This is a genomic window from Rhodococcus sp. FG69 (assembly GCF_057808915.1).
Genome location: NZ_JBMDIX010000015.1, coordinates 30505 through 53601 on the forward strand (window position 1 = coordinate 30505; position 23097 = coordinate 53601).

Annotated in this window: 20 protein-coding genes; 15 read left to right on the forward strand and 5 right to left on the reverse strand. The window is 64.5% G+C overall.

Annotation, left to right across the window (positions count from 1 at the left end):
* The first annotated feature begins 32 nt into the window (after nt 1-32).
* The 6 genes from ACODSO_RS13635 (at nt 33) to ACODSO_RS13660 (ending at nt 7091) form a co-directional block, all read left to right on the forward strand.
* Nucleotides 33-1214: an ROK family protein gene (locus ACODSO_RS13635; RefSeq protein WP_489037357.1), complete on the forward strand. Its 1182-nt coding sequence runs from the start codon at nt 33-35 to the stop codon at nt 1212-1214.
* Between the two features lie 124 nt (nt 1215-1338).
* Entirely contained in the window at nt 1339-3624 is a 2286-nt protein-coding gene (locus tag ACODSO_RS13640; protein ID WP_068381644.1) for a carbon starvation CstA family protein, read from the forward strand.
* Entirely contained in the window at nt 3608-3796 is a 189-nt protein-coding gene (locus ACODSO_RS13645; protein WP_068381641.1) for a YbdD/YjiX family protein, read from the forward strand. The genes ACODSO_RS13640 and ACODSO_RS13645 overlap by 17 nt, the downstream gene beginning before the upstream one ends.
* Nucleotides 3797-3873: 77 nt before the next feature.
* A complete protein-coding gene (locus ACODSO_RS13650; protein WP_489037358.1) occupies nt 3874-5319 on the forward strand; it encodes an AlkA N-terminal domain-containing protein in 1446 nt (481 codons plus the stop codon).
* Complete coding sequence (locus tag ACODSO_RS13655) at nt 5316-5819, forward strand: methylated-DNA--[protein]-cysteine S-methyltransferase (RefSeq protein WP_068381635.1); 504 nt, start codon at nt 5316-5318, stop codon at nt 5817-5819. Before ACODSO_RS13650 ends, ACODSO_RS13655 begins: the two co-directional genes overlap by 4 nt.
* Before the next feature lie 81 nt (nt 5820-5900).
* Nucleotides 5901-7091, forward strand: a complete 1191-nt coding sequence (locus tag ACODSO_RS13660; RefSeq protein ID WP_489037359.1) for an AI-2E family transporter — start codon at nt 5901-5903, stop codon at nt 7089-7091.
* Here the strand turns inward: ACODSO_RS13660 and ACODSO_RS13665 are convergent.
* Nucleotides 7070-10060, reverse strand: a complete 2991-nt coding sequence (locus ACODSO_RS13665; RefSeq protein ID WP_489037360.1) for an AAA family ATPase — start codon at nt 10058-10060, stop codon at nt 7070-7072. The two genes, ACODSO_RS13660 and ACODSO_RS13665, sit on opposite strands and share 22 nt — an antisense overlap.
* Entirely contained in the window at nt 10057-11253 is a 1197-nt protein-coding gene (locus ACODSO_RS13670; protein WP_489037361.1) for an exonuclease SbcCD subunit D, read from the reverse strand. Before ACODSO_RS13670 ends, ACODSO_RS13665 begins: the two co-directional genes overlap by 4 nt.
* A 247-nt stretch (nt 11254-11500) precedes the next feature.
* On the opposite strand from ACODSO_RS13670, the gene ACODSO_RS13675 reads away from it, so the two are divergent.
* The gene (locus ACODSO_RS13675; RefSeq protein WP_489037362.1) at nt 11501-12667 is read left to right on the forward strand and encodes a DNA recombination protein RmuC; all 1167 of its coding nucleotides are present in this window, start codon (nt 11501-11503) and stop codon (nt 12665-12667) included.
* Nucleotides 12668-12687: 20 nt separating this feature from the next.
* Complete coding sequence (locus ACODSO_RS13680) at nt 12688-13611, forward strand: DUF6542 domain-containing protein (RefSeq protein WP_068381621.1); 924 nt, start codon at nt 12688-12690, stop codon at nt 13609-13611.
* Between the two features lies 1 nt (nt 13612).
* On the opposite strand, the gene ACODSO_RS13685 is transcribed toward ACODSO_RS13680, so the two are convergent.
* Nucleotides 13613-14629: a 4-hydroxy-3-methylbut-2-enyl diphosphate reductase gene (locus tag ACODSO_RS13685; protein ID WP_068381618.1), complete on the reverse strand. Its 1017-nt coding sequence runs from the start codon at nt 14627-14629 to the stop codon at nt 13613-13615.
* A 91-nt stretch (nt 14630-14720) separates the two neighbouring features.
* Between ACODSO_RS13685 and ACODSO_RS13690 the strand changes: the two genes are divergently transcribed.
* From ACODSO_RS13690 to ACODSO_RS13700, 3 genes are read left to right on the forward strand one after another with little or no spacing between them, the layout of a single operon-like run.
* Nucleotides 14721-15302, forward strand: coding sequence for a lipid droplet-associated protein (locus tag ACODSO_RS13690; protein ID WP_489037363.1), 582 nt, complete (start codon nt 14721-14723; stop codon nt 15300-15302).
* Nucleotides 15299-16519, forward strand: a complete 1221-nt coding sequence (gene xseA, locus ACODSO_RS13695; RefSeq protein ID WP_489037364.1) for an exodeoxyribonuclease VII large subunit — start codon at nt 15299-15301, stop codon at nt 16517-16519. Before ACODSO_RS13690 ends, xseA begins: the two co-directional genes overlap by 4 nt.
* A 12-nt stretch (nt 16520-16531) precedes the next feature.
* Complete coding sequence (locus tag ACODSO_RS13700; RefSeq protein ID WP_068381612.1) at nt 16532-16747, forward strand: exodeoxyribonuclease VII small subunit; 216 nt, start codon at nt 16532-16534, stop codon at nt 16745-16747.
* Here ACODSO_RS13700 and ACODSO_RS13705 read toward each other — a convergent pair.
* A complete protein-coding gene (locus tag ACODSO_RS13705; RefSeq protein ID WP_489037365.1) occupies nt 16744-17313 on the reverse strand; it encodes a DUF4245 domain-containing protein in 570 nt (189 codons plus the stop codon). The genes ACODSO_RS13700 and ACODSO_RS13705 overlap by 4 nt on opposite strands.
* 123 nt (nt 17314-17436) lie before the next feature.
* On the opposite strand from ACODSO_RS13705, the gene glpX reads away from it, so the two are divergent.
* Both glpX and ACODSO_RS13715 read left to right on the forward strand, forming a co-directional pair.
* The gene (gene glpX / locus ACODSO_RS13710) at nt 17437-18477 is read left to right on the forward strand and encodes a class II fructose-bisphosphatase (RefSeq protein ID WP_068381597.1); all 1041 of its coding nucleotides are present in this window, start codon (nt 17437-17439) and stop codon (nt 18475-18477) included.
* Nucleotides 18478-18524: 47 nt separating this feature from the next.
* On the forward strand, nt 18525-19925 hold the full coding sequence (locus tag ACODSO_RS13715) for a class II fumarate hydratase (protein ID WP_068381595.1): 1401 nt from the start codon (nt 18525-18527) through the stop codon (nt 19923-19925).
* A 107-nt stretch (nt 19926-20032) separates the two neighbouring features.
* Here ACODSO_RS13715 and ACODSO_RS13720 read toward each other — a convergent pair whose 3' ends face one another.
* Nucleotides 20033-20890, reverse strand: coding sequence for an acyl-ACP desaturase (locus ACODSO_RS13720; protein WP_489037366.1), 858 nt, complete (start codon nt 20888-20890; stop codon nt 20033-20035).
* Nucleotides 20891-21022: 132 nt separating this feature from the next.
* Between ACODSO_RS13720 and ACODSO_RS13725 the strand changes: the two genes are divergently transcribed.
* The gene (locus tag ACODSO_RS13725; RefSeq protein WP_489037367.1) at nt 21023-22615 is read left to right on the forward strand and encodes a serine hydrolase; all 1593 of its coding nucleotides are present in this window, start codon (nt 21023-21025) and stop codon (nt 22613-22615) included.
* On the forward strand, nt 22612-23016 hold the full coding sequence (locus ACODSO_RS13730; RefSeq protein WP_489037368.1) for a limonene-1,2-epoxide hydrolase family protein: 405 nt from the start codon (nt 22612-22614) through the stop codon (nt 23014-23016). Before ACODSO_RS13725 ends, ACODSO_RS13730 begins: the two co-directional genes overlap by 4 nt.
* Nucleotides 23017-23097 lie beyond the last annotated feature (81 nt).

A 23097-nucleotide genomic window follows, 5' to 3' on the forward strand; every position in this document is an offset into this window, starting at 1 on the left:
CGCAAAAGTTGCTTGTTGGTTGAATGGCGTATATGACTACGCCACGCCCGAGCGCGCCGCCTGCCACAGCAGGCGAGATCTTCGCGCTCGTTCGCGACGGCGAGGCAGATACTCGCGCGGAACTCGGCAAGATCACCGGCCTGTCACGGTCGGCGGTCGCCTCCCGCGTCGCCGCGCTCACCGGTCTCGGGTTGATCATCGAGACCGAGGACACCCATTCGACGGGCGGCCGACCGCCGGCGCGACTGTCTTTCGACGTGGACGCAGGCGTCGTACTCGCCGCCGCGATCGGCCGCAGTCGCTCACAACTCGGCGTCTTCACCCTCGGCGGGGAGTTTCTCGCGAGCGACACCGTCGACCAGGAGATCGGCGTCGGCCCGGACGAGTTGATGCCTCAGATCACCAAGCGTCTCCAAGCACTGCTCGACGAGTCGGGCCGAGCCGGGCACCGCATCCTCGGGGTCGGTCTGTCCATCCCCGGCACCGCCGACACGGTGCGGGGCTGCAGCCTGGACTCGCCGATCATGCACGGTTGGGACGGAGTGCCACTTGCTCCGTTTTTCGCGGAGACCACGTCGGCACCGGTCTTTCTCGACAACGACGCCAATGCGATGGTCCTCGCGGAACGTCGGGACAACCGAGACCGATTCCAGGACGCACTGCTGGTCAAGGCCTCGACAGGCCTCGGTGCCGGAATCGTCGCGGGTGGCGCTCTGCAACGTGGATCACTGGGAGCCGCAGGAGAATTCGGACACACCAAAACCGCAGCCGCGGCAGGAGTCGCCTGCAGGTGCGGCGACAGCGGTTGCCTGGAAGCAATCGCCGGCGGCTGGGCCTTGGTCCGAACACTCCGGGAACAGGGGCGGAACGTCGGCCACGTCCGGGGCGTCGTCGACCTCGCGGTGAGCGGTGATCCCGAAGCTCGCAGATTGATCCGCGACAGCGGACGCCATATCGGTGAAACACTGGCCGGGGCAGTGAACCTGCTCAACCCCGAGGTGCTCATCGTCGGCGGCGACATGGCCAAGGCGTACGACATCTTCGTCGCCGGGTTACGTGAGACCGTCTACGGAAACGCAACCGCCCTCGCCACCAAAGCACTCACCATCCAGGCCACGACGCACGGCGACTTCTCGGGGGTCATCGGCAGCGCAGCAATGGTATTGGACCAGGTACTGAGCGCGCGGGCCGTCGACGAAGCCTTGGGCGCCTGACACGCTCTTCCGCTCGGCGCAGTTGCGCAACCTTTGATCGCACGTAGGCCGAGAATGGCGTCGGGTGTCACCCCGACGGTTTACAGTGATCGCTGTCACATCACCGATGCTGAAAGCGGTCCCCATGGCATTGAAAGCGGCAGACGATCCGAACATCGAGTTGTTGAAGACCGATGCGGATCTGCCCCCGGTCGGAGTCGTCGACAAGAGTCCGATGACGCCGGCCAAGAGAATTTTGTTCGTCCTCATCGGCCTGCTCGGCGGCGTCGCGTGGACCATCGTCGCGATCGTGCGCGGCGAGAACCCCAACTCGGTCTGGTTCGTGATCGCTGCTGTCTGTACGTATATTTTCGCGTTTCGCTTTTACGCCCGATTGATCGAGAACAAGATCGTCCATCCACGAGACGATCGCGCCACACCTGCGGAGATCCTCGAGAACGGCAAGGACTACATGCCGACGGATCGTCGCGTGTTGTTCGGCCACCACTTCGCCGCCATCGCCGGCGCGGGCCCCCTCGTCGGCCCCGTACTGGCAGCTCAGATGGGCTACCTGCCCGGCACGCTGTGGATCATCATCGGCGTCGTGTTCGCAGGCGCCGTGCAGGACTTCCTCGTACTGTGGATCTCGACGCGTCGACGCGGGCGCAGCCTCGGCCAGATGGCCCGCGACGAACTGGGCGTTGTCGGCGGCGTCGCCGCACTCGTCGGCGTCTTCGTCATCATGATCATCCTGATCGCCGTGCTGGCACTCGTCGTGGTCAACGCCCTCGCCGAAAGCCCGTGGGGCGTCTTCTCTATCGCGCTCACCATCCCCATCGCGCTGTTCATGGGTGTCTACCTGCGCTACCTGCGTCCCGGCAAGGTGTCCGAGGTCTCGCTCATCGGCGTTGCGTTGCTTCTCCTGGCCATCGTCTCGGGCGGCTGGGTGGCCGAGACCGAGTGGGGCACCGACTGGTTCACGCTCTCGAAGGTCACCGTGGCCTGGTTCCTCATCGCATACGGCCTCGCGGCGTCGATCCTGCCGGTCTGGCTGCTGCTGGCACCGCGCGACTACCTGTCGACGTTCATGAAGATCGGCACCATCGCACTGTTGGCTGTCGGCATCCTCATTGCCCAACCTGCAATTCAGATGCCTGCAATGACGACGTTCGCAACCGAGGGCAACGGCCCGGCATTCGCCGGCTCGCTGTTCCCGTTCTTGTTCATCACCATTGCCTGCGGCGCACTCTCGGGCTTCCACGCTCTGATCAGCTCGGGTACGACACCGAAGCTGCTCGAAAAAGAAAAGCAGATGCGGATGATCGGGTACGGCGGCATGCTGACCGAATCGTTCGTGGCCATCATGGCTCTCATCACCGCATGCGTTCTGGACCAGCACATCTACTTCGCACTCAATGCCCCAGCGACGCTCACGCAGGGAACCCCCGAGGGAGCAGCGGATTTCGTCAACGGGCTTCCCATCAGCGGTGGCAACATCACCCCCGACGAACTACAGCAGGCAGCTACCGACGTCGGCGAGGAATCCATCATCTCCCGAACCGGCGGCGCGCCGACTTTGGCCTTCGGAATGTCCGAGGTACTGCATCAGGTCTTCGGCGGCACGGGCCTCAAGTCCTTCTGGTACCACTTTGCGATCATGTTCGAGGCGCTGTTCATCCTCACGACAGTGGACGCCGGAACGCGCGTCGCGCGCTTCATGCTCTCCGACAGCATCGGCAACCTGCCGGGTTCGACGGCGAAGAAGTTCAAGGATCCGTCGTGGCGGCCCGGCGCATGGGTGTGCTCGTTCATCGTCGTCGCGGCATGGGGCGCAATCCTTCTCATGGGCGTCACCGATCCGCTCGGCGGCATCAACACGTTGTTCCCGCTGTTCGGCATCGCCAACCAGCTCCTTGCCGCGATCGCTCTGACCGTCGTGATGACGATCGTCGTCAAACGCGGACTGTACAAGTGGGCGTGGATTCCGGGAGTTCCGCTCGTCTGGGACCTCATCGTCACCATGACCGCGTCGTACCAGAAGATCTTCTCCGACATTCCGGCGATCGGCTACTGGAAGCAACACAGCTTGTTCGTGGACGCGAAGAATCAGGGTCTGACCGAGTTCCAGACCGCGAAAACGGCGGAGGCTATCGACGCGGTCATTCGCAACACCTTCATCCAGGGCACGCTCTCCATCATCTTCGCGGTACTCGTGCTGATCGTCGTCGCGGCAGGAACTCTGGTGTGTATCAAAGCAGTACGGGGCGGTGACGTGGAAGACAACGAGGACCCAGAGGTGCCGTCGAAGATCTTCGGCCCCGCAGGGTTCATCCCGACCGCGGCCGAGAAGGAGATCCAAAGTGAATGGAACACGTTGATCGAGGACGGCACCGTCCGAGCGCCGGGCGCCGCACATGCAGGTCATCACTGACATGCGCGGACTCTGGTGGTGGATCACCTCGCTCATGGGCGACAAGGACTACGAACGCTACGTCGCCCACATGAGCAGAGTTCATCCTGGTGAAGCGGTTCCGTCGGAACGCCAGTTCTGGCGGGACCGCTACGCGGAGGCCGACGCGAGACCCGGACCCCGCTGCTGCTGACGGTTGACTGCTGACGGGGAACGGTCGTGTCCGATTTCCGCTAGCAACCCTCGGTCGGCGATGACACAGTGGAGTCCATGGAGTTGGATTTCGACCGGTGCTATCGCGCCGTTTCTGCACGGGACACTCGTTTCGACGGGCAGTTCTTCACCGCCGTGCGCACGACGGGCATCTACTGTCGCCCGTCGTGCCCGGCGACCACGCCCAAAGCCAAGAACGTCTCGTTCGTCCCGACGGCCGCAGCCGCACAGCAAGAGGGCTACCGAGCGTGCCGACGGTGCCAGCCCGACGCCACTCCGGGTTCACCGCACTGGAACATCCACTCGGACCTGACCTCTCGGGCTATGCGGCTGATCTCCGACGGTGCCGTCGAGCGGGGTGGTGTCGACTCGCTCTCCCATACTCTCGGATATTCCACGCGCCAACTCACCCGGGTGTTGACGGCCGAGATCGGCGCCGGCCCCCTCGCGCTCGCACGCGCACACCGAGCCCACACTGCACGGACTCTCATCCAGACGACGGACATGTCGATGAGCGACATCGCGTTTGCATCCGGATTCTCGAGCGTCCGCCAGTTCAACGACACGGTGCGGCAAGTGTTCGCGGTCAATCCCTCCACACTGCGTCAGGAAGCCACGAGAAAGAAGACCATCGCCGCCAACGGAACGGTGACCGTTCGCCTCCCCTACCGGCAACCGATGGATCGCGGATGGCTCGAGTGGTTTCTCAGCGGGCACGCCGTACCCGGCAGCGAAAGCTACACGGACGGGTTGTACCGCCGCTCGCTTCGACTACCCCATGGCCACGCCATCGTCGGGTTGCGCATCGAAGACGGTTACGTCGACACGACCCTGAGCTTGCTGGACATGCGCGATCTCGCCCCAGCCGTCGCGCGCATCCGTCATCTACTCGACCTCGATGCCGACCCGGAGGCCGTCGACGCCGCGTTGGCAGTGGATCCGGCGCTGGCACCGAACATCGCAACACACAGGGGAATTCGAGTACCGGGGAACGTGGACGGTGACGAGTTGCTGCTGCGCACGATGATCGGCCAACAGATCTCGCTACGTGCAGCGGCGACGCATACCGCCCGCCTGGTCGAGACGCTGGGCGCACCGATCGACGATCCGCTCGGCGGCGAGATCACCAGGCTCTTTCCGACGTCCGAGGCCATTGCCGAGCACGGTCACGAAGTACTGACCGGCCCGACGGCTCGAGTGAAGGCGATCATCGGTGTCGCCGAAGCATTGGCGTCGGGCAAGATCGTTCTCCATACCGCCCTCCCCGCCGACGAACTCGAACGAGACCTACTCTCGCTCAAAGGGATCGGGCCCTGGACAGCGCGTTACGTCGTCATGCGCATGCTCGCCGACCCCGATGTTCTATTGGACACCGACCTCGTCGTCCGACAGGGCGCCGAAGCACTCGGGATGACTCTGACCGACTCGAACCGCTGGGCACCGTGGCGTTCCTACGTCTCGATGCACCTGTGGAGCATTGCCTTGGAAAGAAGGGGACTATGACTGCTGCATTCGCCACCACCATCACTCCGATCGGGCCGTTCACGGCGGTCGTCGACGCCGACGGTCACGTTCTTGCCTCCGGTTGGACAGCCGCGGTGGGCGAGTTGACGCCCTTGATTCACGCGTCACTTCGCCCGACCGACGTCCGCGAGGCGGGCGATCTCGGCAGCGTCACGAGAGCGGTCGAGAACTATCACCGCGGAGAACTGGGCGCAATCGACGACGTGCCGGTCGCGCAGCAGTCCGGAGAGTTCCTCGTCCACGCATGGAAGGTGCTGCGCGACGTACCCGCCGGCTCCCCGATCACGTATTCGGAGTTCGCCGCTCTGGCCGGACGGCCTGCCGCTATTCGGGGGGCTGCCTCCGCCTGCGCGCGCAATGCGGCGGCACTGTTCGTGCCGTGCCACCGGGTCTTCCGGATCGGCGGAGCAATGGGCGGGTTTCGATGGGGTCTGCCGGCCAAGCAATGGCTGCTGGCGCACGAGGCCGTCGGACGGTGACGTGACGCTCTCAGACGTTAGAGTCACTCGGGTACAGCGAGTACTGCAGCCCGCAGAGTGACACGACGTGAGGACTATGACGTGACTGAGCAGGCAGCGCCCGAAACGAAGCTTGGGCGCGATCGGGGTGACCTCATCGGTGTCGGCGGAATCTGGTTGGCGAAATGGTCGCTGATCATCGTGTCCGTCGCCGCAGGCGCGTGGGTTGTGGGCTGGTTGATCTCCGCGCTATGGGTGATCATTCTGCCGGCATTGTTGGCCATCATCGTCGCGACGGTGCTGTGGCCGCCCACGAAGTGGATGATGCGCGTCGGTCTCCCTCCGGCGTTGGCCGCGTCCGCCTCGCTCATCGTCTTCTTCCTCGTCATCGGCGGAGTCATCACACTGATCGTGCCGTCGGTCGCCGATTCGGCCCCGGAACTCGTCGACAAGGCGTCGGAGGGTGTATCGCAGGTCCAGAACTGGTTGAAGGGCCCGCCGATCAATCTGCAGGACGAGCAGATCGACAATGCGGTCTCGGCGATCACGTCGAGGCTCCAGGACAGCGGCACCGCGATCGCGTCCGGGGTCTTCACCGGTGTGTCGGCGGCAGGTTCGATCCTGATCACACTCGCACTGGTTCTGGTCCTGACGTTCTTCTTCGTCAAGGACGGCCTCAAGTTCATTCCGTGGCTGCACGGATTCGCCGGTGGTCGCGCTGGAAGCCACCTTGCCGAGATCCTCGCCAGAATGTGGGCGACGCTCGGCGGCTTCATTCGCACGCAGGCCGTCGTGAGTCTGATCGACGCATTCTTCATCGGCCTCGGACTCGTAATCCTGGGAGTGCCACTGGCACTCGTGCTCGCGACGCTGACCTTCCTCGGCGGTTTCATCCCGATCGTCGGTGCATTCGTTGCCGGCGCGTTGGCCGTGTTGGTCGCACTCGTGGCGAACGGACCGACTACGGCCCTCATCGTGTTGATCATTATCCTGGCTGTTCAACAACTCGAGGGAAATGTCCTCCAGCCGGTCCTGCAGAGCCGCAGCATGAACCTGCACCCTGCGATCGTGTTGCTTGCGGTCACCGGGGGAAGCTCGGTGTTCGGCATCATCGGTGCATTCCTCGCGGTACCGGCTGCGGCCGTCGCAGCAGTACTCATCCGGTACGTCTCGGAGCAGATCGACAAGCACTCCATCGAAGCCGATCAGGAGCAGCTGGAGGAACAGGCGCCTGACCCCGCAGATCTGGCGACCGACGACGAGGACTCGGATCAGGATGCAGCGAAGAGCTGAAGCCTCGATCCGTCCCGTTCCCGAATGACGTGCAGGCGGCTCGGAATGCGTTGGCGCATCTCGTCGACATGACTGACGATGCCGACGACCCGGCCGCCTGCACGGAGCTCGTCGAGAACGCCCATGACGGACTCCAGGGTGTCGGCATCGAGCGTGCCGAAGCCCTCGTCGATGAAGATCGTGTCCAGTACGACACCGCCGGATTCGGCGGCGACGACGTCGGCGAGACCGAGTGCCAGCGACAGCGAGGCGAGGAACGACTCACCGCCGGACAGTGTCTTCGCCGACCGGACGACACCGGTGTAGTCGTCGCGAATATCGAGACCGAGACCACCTCGCCGACCACGTGATTCGGCCTCGTCCGAGTGCACGAACTCGTACCGACCCGAGGACATCCGACGTAGTCGAGCCGACGCCGATTCGGCGACGTCTTCCAGCCGAGAAGCCAGAACGTACGACCGCAAGGACATCTTGCGAGCGTTCTGACCACGACCTGCGACGACGTCCGCCAACGCGGCGAGTTCCTCGTGTTTGGCCTGCATGGGCGCGACCCGATCGACCGCCGCCCACAACTGTGCAGTCAGGGCTTCCAACTGTTCGACACGACGTTTGCATTCGGCGTGCGCGGCAACCGCTGCATGCAATCGAGACGCGGCGTCGTCGACGACATTCTTCGCCGCGACGGTATCCACCGGCTCGGTATCCGCAACGGCGAGGATCGCGGGTTCGGCGAGGACCTGCTCGGTGTGGGCCCGCACATCGTTGGCGGCCTCGAGATGCTTCTCGATCGATGCGATACGCGCGGGTGCGAGGACCCGCTGAGCGGCATCCGCGGCGGAGTCGAAGCCCGATTCGGCAACCTTCGCTGCGAGCGCGTCGGTGAGCTTCTGCAGTTCGGTTGCCGATCCGGCCGCAGCGACACGCTTGTCCACCAAGTCGGTCGACAACTTGATCAGTTCTTCCAGACGCGCGAGTCGCTGATCGATGCTTTCTGCGCCGTCCATCGCAACGGCAATCCGCGACCGCATCTCCTGAGCCGACGCGCGTACTTGCGTCGCCCGTGCCGCTAGACCTGCTGCAGCAGAATGCTTTTCACCGACTGCTGCGGCGATACGCTGGTCCTCGCTGCGCAGGTGCGCCAGCCGGGCGCGCAGTTGGTCGAGCCGCGAGGCCTCGGCCCGAGCCTTCTTCAGCGCCGCGTCGACGGTGTCGCGTGCGTCGATCAGCTGTGCGCTGTTACAGTCCCCCGACTGCTGGACGAGTGAATCCTGGACTCGCACCAGGGCGAGGACAAGCGCCGCCTTCTTCTCGGTGAGTGCCGCTGCCCTGTGTTCGAGGGCCGCGGCCGCATCCTCGTCCTGTTTGGTGACCGTCGACTCGGTCGCCTGGGTCGGTGCCGGATGGTCTTCCGAGCCGCACACCACACAGGGCTCACCGTCGACGAGTCGTGATGCGAGCTCTGCAGCCATCCCCGCCAAGCGCTGCTCTCGCAGGTCGAGGGTGTGCGCGCGAGCGTCGTTGAAGGCGGTTCGTGCGCTGTTGTGAGCTTTCTCCGCGGCTGCAAGCTTGGTCCGTGTCTTCGCCAGCTCGGCGACCGCTTCCACCGCTTTGCCGAGGCGCGTGCTCTCCATCTCGAGCGCCGGAATCTCTGCGGCCGCATGAACAGCGGAGTGCACCGCGGCTTCCACTTCGTCGATCGCGGCGGGAAGCGTGGCCCGCTCCGACTGCATGGACTCGACAGCCCGCTCGACGGTGGCGAGTTCTCCTTCGAGCTGCGTTGCCGTCCTCTCCTCGCTCTCGGCACGGCGGACGAGGATACGGAGCTGTTCGAGTGCCCCGACCTCGGTGGTCCATGCGCGAACGGCAGCGGCGACGACTCTGCGATCGGCGACGAAATCCGTCCCCGACGTGCAGAGCCCTTCCGTGACCGCCTCGGATCCGTCGAGTTGTGCGAGGGCCCGGTAGGCGCGATCGGACGCTGCCGAGGCTGAGCTGTGTCTGCTTGCGGCCGCGTCGAGTTCGCCGGCCAAGGCCGCGACCGGCCCCGCCGCAGCCGACCGTTCGAGCTCCAGACGCAGCACGGCGCGCTCGGCTGCGCCGGCCTCGTACTGCGCACGCTGTTCGCATGCAATACTTCTGCGCCGTTGCAGGTCACGAGTGGTTTCAAGTTTTCTGAGGGTGACCACTGCGGTGTCCGACGTGGCTCTGGCGTGCGCCAGCGTCTGCGCGGATTCGTTCAGTGCCGCACGGGAGGTGTCGAGAACGTCGCTCGCCCACTCGACCGGCACACGATCGAGTTGCTCGTCCTCACCCGATGCTGTCGAAATTTGGCCCAGCAGTTTGTCCGTCGCGATCCGACTGGTCTCCAACGCCGCCGCGCTCGCGCGCCGCGCGTCGGTAAACCACTCCTCGATGTCGCCGAACCTGCTGGTGTCGAAGAGCCTCTCGAGCAGGTTCCCGCGTTCGTCGCTGTCGGCCCGCAGAAACCGCGCGAACTCGCCCTGTGGAAGCAGCACGACCTGGAAGAACTGGTCGGCACTCATCCCCAGTGCCGCGCCGACGGCATCGCCGATCTCGTCGAGCCGGGTCAGGTTCTGACCAGTGCCGTCCAACCATGTCAGCGACGCCTTGGCGTTCTGTTTGGTCGTTCCGGCCCCACGCTTCTTGGGTCGGAAGAACTCGGGGCTGCGAGTGATCCGCATTCGTCGACCGCCGAGGGTTGCGTCGAGCATCACGGTCGGAACAGCCCCCGGCGCGGCATGGTCGGACAGAAACCGTTTGCCGTCCTTGCGCGCCCCGGGAACCGTGCCGTACAGCGCGAATGCAACCGCGTCGAGAATCGTCGTCTTCCCGGCACCTGTCTGCCCGTGCAGCAAGAACAAGCCGTCCGCGCCGAGAGCGTCGAAGTCCACCGTCTCGGTGCTGGCAAACGGCCCGAACGCCGTGACCTCGAGCTTGTGCAGTCTCACGCAGACTTCCCGAACAGCTCGTACTGCCCCGTCACGCTGTCGGCGGTGACCTCGTCCTGGTGCACGCTTGCCAACGCGCGCTCGAGGAGGAGAATTTCGCTGCCGGTGGGCGTACTCCTCATGTCGGTGACAAACGAGACCATGATCTCGCTGTCGGTCCGCCCGCGCACCCGGTCTCGGTAACGAAGGCTCGAATCTTCGGCTGGACGGTTCCATTCGAGGTGAATCGCGTGCGGAAATCTGGTCTGCAACGACCGCATGGCATCGACCGGCCGCACAGGATCGGTGAGCACGGCCGACACGTAATGATCCTCGGCGTCGACGAAGCGCTCCTCGGTCAGCAATTCCTCGACGGTGCCTTCGATTCGACTGAGCCCCCGGACAACCGGCAGATCGACGCGTTCGACCCCGGCCAGGCCGTTACCGTCGAGTTCCAGAATCCACACAGCTTTGCGGTGGCTGCGCTCGCCGAACGAATACGGAAGAGGCGAGCCCGAGTATCGAACTCGATCGGTCAATGCCTGCGGAGAATGCAAGTGCCCCAACGCAACGTAATCGACACCGTCGAATGCCGATGCGGGCGCAGTCTCGACGCCTCCCACCGAGATGGACCGCTCGGAACCCGTCGACTCGCCGCCGACCACGAAAGCATGAGCCAGCACAACGGATCTGACCGAGCTTGAATCGCTGCGGCGCTCGTCGAGATCGGCGGTGACGCGTGCCATCGCAGCATCCAAGACCTCTGCATGGCTGCGCGCAGCCGGAATGTCGAGCTCGAACCGCGTGGTTTCCGGCTCCAGGTAAGGAATTCCGTAGAACGCGACGGGGCCGAACTCGTCGTCGACGAGTACTGGTGTGCCGACGTCGCCGACGCGCGTCATCAGATGAAGGCCACCAGCCGCAGCGAAAGCGGCTCCTGCTCCGAGTCTCGCGGGCGAATCATGATTTCCCGACGTGGCGACGATGACTGCGCCTGCTGCGCGGATGGCCTCCAGACCCCTGTTGCACACCAGCACGGCATCGGCGCTGGGAACCGCGCGGTCGTAGATGTCACCGGGCACGACGACGACGTCTATTCCGTGCGCTGCAACGAGATCCGCGATGGCCGCCAGCGCGGCAGCCTGGTCGGCGAGCAGATCGGTGCCGTGGAACGTGCGACCGATGTGCCAGTCCGAAGTGTGCAGGATCTTCATGGAATACGACGCTATCGGCAGACACCGACAAACTCCGCCAACTGCTACGGCCTGTCGGGTGTTGCCCCGGTTACCAGGAATGGGGGCTCCGCCCCCAGTGGCACGAACAAGTGCACCAGAGGAACCTCAACCGTGCCACTGGGGCGGAGCCCCCGGACGCCACTGGGGCGGAACCCCCCGCGTCCACTGGTGCGGAGCACCATAGGTCGGCCGAACCTGTCGGTGCCCTCGTGCATCATCGTCGAACATGAACGCACTCACGGCACTCGGCATGATCTTCGCCCTCGTCCTCGGGGGCGCGATCGGTTGGCTGCTGCACGCGTCGAGGATCGGAGACCGGGCAGTTCGAGCCGAGGCTCAGCTGGCGGCGCTCCGCGACAACGAGGCACTTCTCCGTCGTTCGCTCGCGGCCGTCAACGAGGATTCCGCAAGGCGGCACTCCGGCGTAATCGGCCAACAGGTGTCTCATCTGGTCGAACCGCTGCACGATGCGGTCGACGCGCTCACCGAGCATGTGCGCCAGGTCGAACACAATCGAATCCGAGCCTATGCCGGGCTCAGCGAGCAGGTCACCGGCATGCACCGCGCGTCGGTGCAGTTGTCGACGCAGACCTCCCAGTTGGTCACCGCGTTGCGTGCGCCGCAGATCCGTGGTCGATGGGGCGAGATGCAACTGGAGCGGGTCGTCGAGCTCGCCGGCATGGTCAAGCATTGCGATTTCGACACCCAGGTCGCCAGGAACGGCGTCAGGCCCGACATGATCGTTCGACTCGCCGGTGGCCGCCAGATCGTCGTGGACGCCAAGGTCCCCTTCGCCGCGTATCTCGACGCCGCCCAAGAGGAGGATCCGGACAAGCGAGACAAGCAGATGACGCGTCACGCTCGTCATCTGCGCACTCACGTGGATCAGCTGGCGGCCAAGGAGTACTGGCGATCGTTCGAGCCGACACCCGAGTTCGTCGTCCTGTTCGTGCCCGGCGACCCGTTCTTGGACGCCGCATTGACGTCGGACTCGGCGCTACTGGAGTACGCCTTCACCAGAAACGTGATACTTGCCACGCCCACCACGTTGGTGGCACTTCTGCGGACCGTCGCCTACACGTGGAAGCAGGAGTCACTGGCCGAGGACGCCGCGCGAATCCAACAGCTCGGCCGTGAGCTGTACACCCGACTCGGGGTGGTCTCGACGCACCTCGACAAGCTCGGAGGGCATATCGGCAAGGCAGTCGACTCGTTCAACGCGACGGTGTCGTCCGTGGACGCCCGCGTCGGCGTCACCGCTCGAAAGCTCCACGAACTCGAGCTGTTCGACGCCGATGTGGTCGATGTACGACGGGTCGACGCGAGGCCCCGAACGTCCGATTCGTCGCACTCGGTCGGGCAGTTCGGTCATGTCAGCGACGCGGTGGGGTGAACAGCCGCTAACCTCGATGGGTGTCTACCTCCCAACGTGCCCGTTCCGGGGTACCGCTGGACCAACGTTCAGCGCTCGCATCTGTGCCCGGCGTCCCTGCTTGGGGGGCAGTGGCGATTGCCGTCGGCGCAACATTTCTAGGTTTCGTCATCGATGCCGCACGCGGGACCGAGCTGACGTCGGCGTTCGCGTGCCTGTACATCATCGGAACCGTCGCAGCCGTCGTACTGGTCCGCTATCGCGGGTTGTTCACCGCCATGGTCCAGGCTCCGCTGATCCTGTTCGTCGCCGTGCCGCTGTCGTATCAGTACTTCACCGAGAATCCTGGTACCGGCGTCAAGGACATTCTTCTGAACGTCGCGATCCCGCTGGTCAACCGCTTTCCGCTGATGCTTCTCGGATCGGTTCTGGCGATTGCCGTCGGCGCAGCACGAATTTTCCTGAAGAAGCAGGCGACCCACGCACCTGCAGGGGCCGCTACACGCGTGAAACGCGACCGCGCCAAGGACAAACGCGCCTCGCACACCCGTGCGCAGTCCAAGGACGACCGTGCCCGTGAGCCAGAGGTTCGCCCTCGCCGAGCCGCGACGGCTGCACCCGACTCCAGAGGCGCAGCACACAACCGAACGAGTGAATCAGCGGATCGTCGGCGGAGGAGCGAAGCGGCCGGGCCGAGCGAAGGCCGCCGGGCCCGTCGGGAACGGCTCGAGCCTCAGTACGACCGGCCCGCTGCAGATCCGTACCGTCCCGATCGAGCAAGCTCGGATCGGGCAGCGCCGAATCGATCAGCGTCCGAGCCTTCTCGTCGCCCTACTCCCAGGCCGCAGGCTCCCCGCGTTCCGCGGCCACCCGAGGTGGATCCGTATGCGGCTCCGCGAGCCAGCGCGCATATCCCGCCGCATCCGGTACCCCAGGTGCGTTATCGCGATCGCGGAGATTCCTGAGTCACCGCTGCGTAGCGGTAGGACGCAATTCTCGGGGCAGTGAGAACACGAGCGTCTCGTTGGCCGTCGTGACGGGCTGAACGTCTCCGAAACCGTGCTCGCCGAGCAGGTCGATGACGCCCTGCACCAGTATTTCAGGCACCGACGCGCCCGAGGTGATGCCGACGGTGGTGATGCCGTCGAGCCAGGCGGTGTCGATGTCCTTGGCGTAATCGACGAGGTAGCTCGCACGCGCGCCGGCTGTCAGTGCGACCTCGACCAGCCGAACGGAGTTGGACGAGTTGGTCGAGCCGACGACGATCACCAGGTCGCACTCGGGCGCCATGGCCTTGACCGCCACCTGACGGTTCTGGGTGGCGTAGCAGATGTCGTCGCTCGGCGGATCCTGCAGAGTCGGGAAGCGCTCGCGAAGCCGAGCAACCGTGGTCATGGTCTCGTCGACGCTCAACGTGGTCTGTGACAGCCAGATGACCTTGTTCACGTCGCGCACAGTGACGTTGTCCACGGAGTCGGGACCGTCTACCAGTTGCACGTGCTCGGGTGCCTCACCGGCGGTGCCCTCGACCTCTTCGTGTCCCTCGTGGCCGATGAGCAGGATGTCGTAGTCGTCGCGCGCAAACCGCTTGGCCTCCTGGTGCACTTTGGTGACCAGTGGGCAGGTCGCGTCGATCGTGCGCAGCGAACGTTCGGCCGCGGAGGCGTGCACGGCAGGCGACACTCCATGCGCGGAGAAGACGAGCAGCGAACCTTCCGGTACCTCGTCGGTCTCGTCGACGAAGATCGCCCCGCGGTCGGCCAACGTCTCGACGACGTGTCGGTTGTGGACGATCTCCTTGCGGACGTACACGGGCGCACCGTGCTTCTCCAGGGCCTTCTCCACCGTCTCGACGGCTCGGTCCACGCCCGCGCAGTAGCCACGTGGCTCTGCCAGGAGTACCCGTTTGGCCCCGGAGTACGAGGGGGCGCCCTCGCCCGAGGGACGTGCGATACCGAGATTCAGAGGAACAGCCGAAGACATGCTTACAGGATACGGGTCCTACCGCACCCCGCTGCGCCGAGCAAAGCGGGTCGGCTACCCAAACGTGCCGACTTCAGGCAGGCTGGTGATCATGACTCGTGTCCCGTTTGCCGCACGCGTGGCTGCTGGTGTGGCTGTGACCGTCGTCGAAGAGGCGCGCAAACTGCCCAGCACCGCCATCATGTTCCCGATGACCGTCGTCAGCGAGGTCCTCGCGAGCTCGATGCGGCTCCAACAGCAGGTGACTGCTCTCGCCATCAAAGGTGACCAGATCATCGCCGTCCTGCCGATCATCGGAACGCCCGACCAGGAGCAACCGTCGTGGGCGGTGTTCGAGGACGAGTTGCCTGCCGATGCAGAGGGCGAGGTCGACGTCCCGGACCAGGAGCCACCGCCTGCGACGGGTCGGTTCGCGCTGTATTCGACCCCGCCGAGCGAGGCCCCGTCGAGTGACAACGGGTCGGACACCAAGGCTTCCGCCCCGGTCGACCGTCCGGACATCGTCGATCTCGTCGACTACGACACGCTCGCACTTGCCCAGTTGCGCGCACGGCTACGGTCGCTGTCCTTGGACGATCTCCAGACTCTCCGCGAGTACGAGGACGCGTCGCTGCAACGCGCGCCGTTCCTGACGATGCTGGAGAACCGAATCACCACCGCGAAAGCCAAGTGACCGCGAGTACAGCCGAAGAGCCGTGGCCCGTTCGCACTGTCGCGATGAAGGTCGCGGGGTGGATCGACAAGCTCGGCAGTGTGTGGGTAGAGGGTCAGCTGACCCAGATCAATGCCAGACCCGGCACCAGAACGGCGTTTCTCGTCCTGCGTGATCCGTCGGCGGACATGTCACTGTCGGTGACCTGTTCGCCTCAGCTCCTCGACCGCTCCCCCGTTCCGCTGAGCGAGGGCGCCCAGGTCATTTTGTATGGGAAGCTGTCGTTCTACACCGGTCGTGGAACAATTTCGTTGCGCGCCACAGATATTCGGGCAGTCGGCGTCGGCGAACTACTGGCCCGTGTGGAGAAATTGCGCGCACTGCTCGCCGCGGAGGGCCTGTTCGATCCACGACTGAAACGTCCGCTTCCGTTCCTGCCGAGCAGGATCGGTTTGATCACCGCACGAGCGTCGGCAGCCGAGAAAGATGTCCTCACCGTCGCCCACAGGCGTTGGCCCGCAGTGCAGTTCGACGTCCGGCACACCCCCGTTCAAGGCCCGACCGCGGTGCCGGCGATTCTCGACGCGTTGAAGGAACTGGAAGGCAACGTCGACGTCATCATTCTTGCGCGCGGGGGCGGCAGCGTCGAGGACCTTCTTCCGTTTTCCGACGAAGCCCTGTGCCGCGCTATCTCGCGGGCGACGACGCCGATCGTCAGCGCCATCGGCCACGAGCCCGACAGTCCGCTGAGCGATCACGTCGCCGACCTCAGGGCAGCAACCCCGACCGATGCCGCCAAGTTGGTGGTCCCCGACGCCGTCGCCGAACAGAACCTTGTTGTCGAACTGCGCGCGAGAACTGCCGCCGCGCTGCGCAACTGGGTAGCTCGCGAGGCACGCGGGCTGGAGATGATCCGGCACCGACCGGTCCTCGCCGATCCGATCGCCGGCCTCGAGCACCGACGCGAGGAGATCGTCAGGCTCGTCGACGCAGGCCGCCGCGACGTCCTGCGTGAGCTCGCGAAACAGGACACCCTCCTCGAGCATCTACGCGCGCGACTGCAGACCCTCGGCCCGGCAGCGACGCTCGCGCGCGGCTATGCCGTCGTGCAGCGTATGGTCGCCGGCGGCGATCCCGAAGTACTGCGCTCGGTCGACGACGCACCTCCGGGCACACAGATCCGAGTACGAGTGGCCGACGGCGCTGTCGCGGCCGCGGTCATGGGCAAAGTCAGATAGGGAGAATCTTCGATGGATGAAATACCCGTTGCAGAAATGGGATACGAGGCCGCACGCGACGAACTGGTCGACGTGGTCAAGGTTCTGGAACAGGGCGGTCTCGATCTCGACGCGTCCCTTGCGCTGTGGGAGCGCGGGGAACTACTCGCCACCCGATGTGAAGAGCACCTTGCCGGCGCCCGCAAACGCGTCGAGAACGCACTCGCGCACATCGCCGACGAGGACTAGGGCGTCAGGGGTACCGCACGCGTCGTCGCAGCGGCGAGCTCGGTGAATTCCTGGGCGCTACCGCTGCCGGTCACGAGCAAACGCACGTCACCGAGATCGGTGACCCATACCGGTTCGGCGCCTTCCTGCTCGTAGACGACCCATTCGTTGCCGTCGATCGTCTCGCTACCGGCGGCGTATCTGCTCTCTCCGACCGAGAACGGTACGAGCACCTCTTCCATCGCGCTCGACTGCGTCAGTTTGATGTAGCGGCCAGCACCCGAGATGTATCCGACGTTGCTTACATCCCCGCCCTGGTCACCCGCGATGGACTGACGGCTACCGGAGTTCGGCGTCCAGTCTTCTGGCACTACAGGGTTACGGATCGGGAAATCCAGTTCCGTCGCGTCGTACTGCAGCGCTGCGTCGACGTCGAAATTCGGGATCGGTCCCTGCTTCGGGCCACCCGGGCTGAGCGTGCATTGGCTGGCGATGCCCGCGATCAGCAGACACGCGATGACGAGCGGAATGAGAGACCACACCATGTCGCGGTTGTTGTTCAGAATCCGGGGTTTGCTGTTCGCCACAGCACCAGTATCCCCACTCGGCGACGGAGCCCTGTCGGCGCATGCCCTCCGTCCCACCCGCGACGCCACGAATGAGATAATCGCCCCTGGGTAACACCCCACCTACCAGGAGGCTACAAACCGATGACGGCCAGCACCGAGTCCACTCGCGCCATGGCGCCAGATCGCAACCTCGCCCTCGAACTCGTCCGCGTCACCGAGGCCGGTGCGCTCGCCTCGGGACGCTGGGTCGGTCGCGGCGACAAGGAAGGCGGCGATGGAGCAGCCGTCGACGCCATGCGTCAGCTGGTCAGCTCGGTTTCGATGCGCGGAGTCGTGGTCATCGGCGAAGGTGAGAAGGACGAAGCGCCGATGCTCTACAACGGGGAAGAGGTCGGCAACGGCAACGGTCCCGAGTGCGACTTCGCCGTCGACCCCGTCGACGGAACCACGTTGATGGCCAAGGGTATGCCGAACGCCATCTCGGTGTTGGCCGTCGCCGAGCGCGGCGCCATGTTCGACCCGTCCGCGGTGTTCTACATGAAGAAGATCGCCGTCGGACCCGACTTCGCCGACGCCATCGACATCACGGCACCGGTCGCGGAGAACATCGCCCGTGTCGCCAAGATCAAGAAGGGATCCACCTCCGACGTCACGGTGTGCATCCTCGACCGGCCCCGACACGCCGAGCTCATCCAGCAGGTGCGCGACACCGGCGCCCGTATTCGCCTGATCTCCGACGGTGACGTCGCCGGTGCTATCGCCGCCGCCCGACCCACCTCTCCCATCGACATCCTGATGGGTACCGGCGGAACTCCCGAGGGCATCATCGCGGCAGCCGCCATGCGCTGCATGGGCGGCGCTCATCAGGGCATGCTGGCTCCGACCGACGACGACGAACGCCAGAAGGCAATCGACGCCGGACACGATCTGGATCGCGTCCTGTCCACCGAAGACCTGGTCTCGGGAGAGAACGTCTTCTTCACCGCAACCGGCGTCACCGACGGCGACCTGCTCCAAGGCGTCCGGTACTCGGGCGGCGGCGCTCACACTCAGTCGATCGTGATGCGCTCCAAGTCCGGCACCGTCCGCATGATCGACGCGTACCACCAGCTCAACAAGCTGAAGGAGTACTCGAACATCGACTTCGACGGCGACACCTCCGGCGCCATCCCGTCCTTCTGACCGGCCGCTCGACGAAGTTTCCATTCACCTACCGAGGCAAGAGGTCAATGACACAGAACGAACAGCAGTTCCGAATCGAGCACGACACCATGGGAGAGGTTCGCGTCCCCATCGACGCCCTCTGGCGTGCACAGACGCAGCGTGCCGTCGAGAACTTCCCCATCTCGGGCCGTCCGCTCGAGCGCACCCAGATCCGCGCGATGGGCCTGCTCAAGGCCGCCTGCGCGCAGGTCAACAAGGACCTCGGGCTTCTCGACGGCGCCCTTGCCGACGCGATCATCGCCGCAGCGACCGAGATCGCCGAAGGCAAGCATGACGACCAGTTCCCGATCGACGTCTTCCAGACCGGCTCGGGCACCAGCTCGAACATGAACGCCAACGAGGTCATCGCGTCGATCGCCAAGGCGGGCGGCGTCGAGGTTCACCCGAACGATCACGTCAACATGTCGCAGTCCTCCAACGACACCTTCCCGACGGCCACTCACGTCGCCGCCACCGAAGCAGCCGTCACCTCGCTCGTGCCCGCGCTGCGGCACCTGCACGAGGCTCTCGTGGTCAAGGCCACGGAGTGGAAGCACGTCGTGAAGTCCGGCCGCACCCACCTGATGGATGCCGTTCCGGTCACCCTCGGCCAGGAATTCGGCGGCTACGCCCGCCAGATCGAAGCCGGTATCGAGCGCGTCGAGGCGACGCTGCCTCGGCTCGGTGAGCTGCCCATCGGCGGCACCGCCGTCGGCACCGGCCTCAACGCTCCCGACGGCTTCGGCCCGAAAGTCGTTGCGGAACTGGTCAAGTCGACCGGCATAGACGCTCTCACAGCAGCGAAGGACTCGTTCGAAGCACAGGCTGCACGCGACGGACTCGTCGAGGCATCCGGCGCACTGCGCACCATCGCGGTCTCACTGACCAAGATCGCCAACGACATTCGCTGGATGGGATCGGGACCGCTCACCGGCCTCGGCGAGATCACCCTCCCCGACCTGCAGCCCGGTAGCTCGATCATGCCCGGCAAGGTCAATCCTGTTCTGCCCGAGGCAGTTACACAGGTCGCAGCTCAGGTCATCGGTAACGACGCGGCTGTCGCATTCGGTGGGGCGTCGGGCGCATTCGAGCTCAACGTGTACATCCCGATGATGGCACGCAACGTCCTCGAATCCTTCAAGCTGCTCGCCAACGTCTCGGTCCTGTTCGCCGACAAGTGCGTCGTCGGTCTGGAAGCGAACGTCGAGCACCTCAAGACCCTCGCCGAGTCCTCGCCGTCGATCGTGACGCCGCTGAACTCCGCGATCGGCTACGAGGAAGCAGCAGCCGTCGCCAAGCAGGCGCTGAAGGAGAAGAAGACGATCCGTCAGACCGTCATCGACCGCGGACTCATCGGCGACAAGCTGAGCGAGGAAGAGCTCGACAAGCGTCTCGATGTCCTGGCCATGGCGAAGGTCAAGGACTAGAAGCTAGCTCGCCATCCATCGCTTGCTAGCTCGCCATCCATCGCTTGAAAGGTCCATTCATACGATTCGATCGTATGAATGGACCATTCAAGCGGTTGGTAAAGAGCTCACGCCAAGTGAGCGAGCTCCTCGCGCGCCTTCTTGCCCTCGTCGCCGAGGTCGTCACGACCGAAGTAATTCCAACGCTCCAGTAGCGGCTTGAACACCTTGTCGCGCTGCTGATCCTCGTCGTAGATGCCGGCGTCTTTCAGAGCCTCGGTGCTGTTCGCTTTGCTCGGCAGATCGACCACCGGGATGGCGTAGCCGAGCACGCGGTCCGCAATTGCCCGAGCCATCTGGTCCGGTGCAACGCCGAATGCCTCATTGACAATGTTGACGTAGAACGACGCCTGCCGGGTGTCGTCGGCTGCAATCTTGGTCAGGATCTTCGCGAGCACCTCGTCACCGCCGAGGGCGATCGTGTTGGTGTTCCGCAGCGCCGCAGCAGTTTCGTCGATCGCGAAGTGCGCGATGATGTCCAGCACGTGCAGGCTGGGGGCGTCGTACCCCTTGGTCATTTCTTCCATCCGCACACGCTCGAGAGCGACCGGGTCGACCGCGCGGGTCAACACCAGGTAGTCACGCAGCACGATTGCCTGCCGGTTCTCCTCCGACGTCCAACGACCCGTCCACTTCCACCACGCACCGAGTCCTGTCAGAGCCCGTGCAAGTTCACGGTGGTAGGCGGGCAGGTTGTCGGCCACGAGTACGCCGACCGTCGCCGACAGGATCTCGACGTCGCTGAGGTGGGACTGTTCGGGAGACCAGTCCGCGCCACCGAGGAATGCGAAGTTTCTCCCCTCGTCCCACGGTGCGAATTCGTGAGGATGCCAGTCGTCCGATTCTGCGATGTGTCGAGTCAGATTCTCTTCGACGGCGGGCTCCAGTCGAAGCAGCAGGTCACCGTCCGTCATGAAAGTAGGCATACCCAACCGTAGCGCCTCCGTCTGCACGTCAAACTGTGTGCCCCTGACCTCTGTGAATTCTCCCAACGCCCAGGTCCGTGCAGGTCTATCCTCGACGAAGCATCTACTCGTCGAAGGATAGGACTCCTAGTGATGCGATCGGGTCGAAAGTTCCTGTGTATTGCTGTTGCACTGTCGATGACGGTGCTGGTCGGATGCTCGAACGATTCACCTGCCGCAGACAGCCCACCGACGTCCGAAAACCCGCCCAGCAGCGATCTATCCCCTGGCCAGGTCGCGGGCGTCGACTCCCCCGCCAACAACATCGACGACGCGGTCGGCAAACTCGACGGCATCGCGGAGGAGTTGATGGAGTCGTCGAAAATTCCGGGAATGGCCATCGCGGTCGTGCACGGCGGGGACGTCGTCTATTCGAAGGGCTTCGGCGTCCGCGAGGTCGGCAAGGACGACGCCATCGACGGCGACTCCGTGTTCCAGCTGGCATCGCTGTCGAAGTCGGTGGGTTCGACAGTCGTGGCATCTCAGGTCGGCGAAGGCGTCGTCGAGTGGACGACGCCGGTGGTGACGCAATTGCCATGGTTCGCGTTGAACGACCCCTGGGTGACCCAGAACGTCACGGTCGGCGATTTCTACGCCCATCGCAGCGGCCTGCCCGATCATGCCGGTGACCTACTCGAAGATCTCGGCTACGACCGTCGCCAAGTGCTGGAACGGCTGCGGGAGGTACCCCTCGACCCATTTCGCTCGACGTACCACTACACCAACTTCGGGGTCACGGCAGGAGCCGAAGCCGTTGCCGCCGCGGCGGGCAAGGATTGGGACACGTTGAGTCAGGACACGATCTACGGTCCGCTCGGTATGACCTCGACGAGCTCGAAGTTCTCCGACTACATCGCGCGGGCCGATCGCGCCGTCCCACACGTTCTCGTCGACGGCGAATACCAAGCGAAATACCAGCGCGAACCCGATCCGCAAACGCCCGCGGGTGGTGTCAGCTCCTCGGTGAACGACATGGCCAAGTGGTTGACAATGCTCATCGCCGACGGCACCTACGACGGACAGGACATCGTCGATCCCGACGCCCTGCTGCCCGCCGTCAGGGCCGAGATCGTCTCCAACCCGTCGGCGACACCGGATTCGCGGGCGGGCTACTACGGCTACGGGTTCAACGTCTCCAACAGCGCGGCGGGACGGACGATGGTGAGTCACTCTGGAGCGTTCGCGCTCGGAGCAGGCACCAACTTCGTGTGGATTCCATCGCTCGACGTCGCCATCGTCGTGCTGACCAACGCAGCGCCCATCGGCATCGCCGAAACCGTCACCGCCGAATTCGCCGACCTCGTCCAATTCGGCGAGGTACGCGAGGACTGGCGGACCCTGTATCAGAACGCGTTTGCTGGAATGAGCGAAGCAGAAGGCGAGCTCGCCGGAAAGACGGCGCCTGCCAACCCCGCGCCGCCACAGCCACTTCCGTCGTACGCAGGCGTGTATCAGAACAGCTTCTGGGGGCCCGCGACCGTCGCAGAGGTCAACGGCGAATTGGAGTTGATGATCGGCCCCAATGGAACCTCCTACGAGCTTTCCCACTGGGACGGTGATACGTTCACCTTCGAGCTGACCGGGGAAAACGCGCCGGACGGCACCGTATCGCAGGCGACGTTCAGTGGAAACACGGTCACTCTCGAGTACTTCGATACCGACGGATTGGGGCGATTCACCAAGTGACCGAAACTCAGCAGGCTACCGAAGTCGTAGAAGCGCTGTTCGACGCGCTGAAGAACCGGGATACCGACCGAGCTGTCGACCGATTCGACGATGCCATCATCTGGCACAACGTCGGGCTGCCGAAGGTGCGGGGGATCTCGAAAGTCGGCCAGTACATGAGGTTACTGGCCAAACCGGGATACGGATTCGATGTCACCATCCACAACATCGCCGCGGACGGCAACATCGTCCTGACCGAACGTACCGACGTCCTTGTGTGGCACCGGCTACGGGTCGAATTCTGGGTGTGCGGCACATTCGAACTGCGCGACGGCAAAGTGCTCGTGTGGCGGGACTACTTCGACAACGTGGATTTCTTCAAAGGGATTGTACGAGGGGCATTCCGCGCCCTGGTTCGGTAGCGCCGTAGCTCGCGCGTCCCGCCGCCGTAGCTCGCGCGTCCCGCGCAGTGGCACGGTTGAGTGCACTGGGATGCACTTAAC

Coding starts and splice junctions, on each gene's coding strand:
- ACODSO_RS13635 (WP_489037357.1), top strand. CDS start 33: ATGACTACGCCACGCCCGAGCGCGCCGCCTGCCACAGCAGGCGAGATC.
- ACODSO_RS13640 (WP_068381644.1), top strand. CDS start 1,339: ATGGCATTGAAAGCGGCAGACGATCCGAACATCGAGTTGTTGAAGACC.
- ACODSO_RS13645 (WP_068381641.1), top strand. CDS start 3,608: ATGCAGGTCATCACTGACATGCGCGGACTCTGGTGGTGGATCACCTCG.
- ACODSO_RS13650 (WP_489037358.1), top strand. CDS start 3,874: ATGGAGTTGGATTTCGACCGGTGCTATCGCGCCGTTTCTGCACGGGAC.
- ACODSO_RS13655 (WP_068381635.1), top strand. CDS start 5,316: ATGACTGCTGCATTCGCCACCACCATCACTCCGATCGGGCCGTTCACG.
- ACODSO_RS13670 (WP_489037361.1), bottom strand. CDS start 11,253: ATGAAGATCCTGCACACTTCGGACTGGCACATCGGTCGCACGTTCCAC.
- ACODSO_RS13675 (WP_489037362.1), top strand. CDS start 11,501: ATGAACGCACTCACGGCACTCGGCATGATCTTCGCCCTCGTCCTCGGG.
- ACODSO_RS13685 (WP_068381618.1), bottom strand. CDS start 14,629: ATGTCTTCGGCTGTTCCTCTGAATCTCGGTATCGCACGTCCCTCGGGC.
- ACODSO_RS13690 (WP_489037363.1), top strand. CDS start 14,721: ATGACTCGTGTCCCGTTTGCCGCACGCGTGGCTGCTGGTGTGGCTGTG.
- ACODSO_RS13700 (WP_068381612.1), top strand. CDS start 16,532: ATGGATGAAATACCCGTTGCAGAAATGGGATACGAGGCCGCACGCGAC.
- glpX (WP_068381597.1), top strand. CDS start 17,437: ATGACGGCCAGCACCGAGTCCACTCGCGCCATGGCGCCAGATCGCAAC.
- ACODSO_RS13715 (WP_068381595.1), top strand. CDS start 18,525: ATGACACAGAACGAACAGCAGTTCCGAATCGAGCACGACACCATGGGA.
- ACODSO_RS13720 (WP_489037366.1), bottom strand. CDS start 20,890: ATGCCTACTTTCATGACGGACGGTGACCTGCTGCTTCGACTGGAGCCC.
- ACODSO_RS13725 (WP_489037367.1), top strand. CDS start 21,023: ATGCGATCGGGTCGAAAGTTCCTGTGTATTGCTGTTGCACTGTCGATG.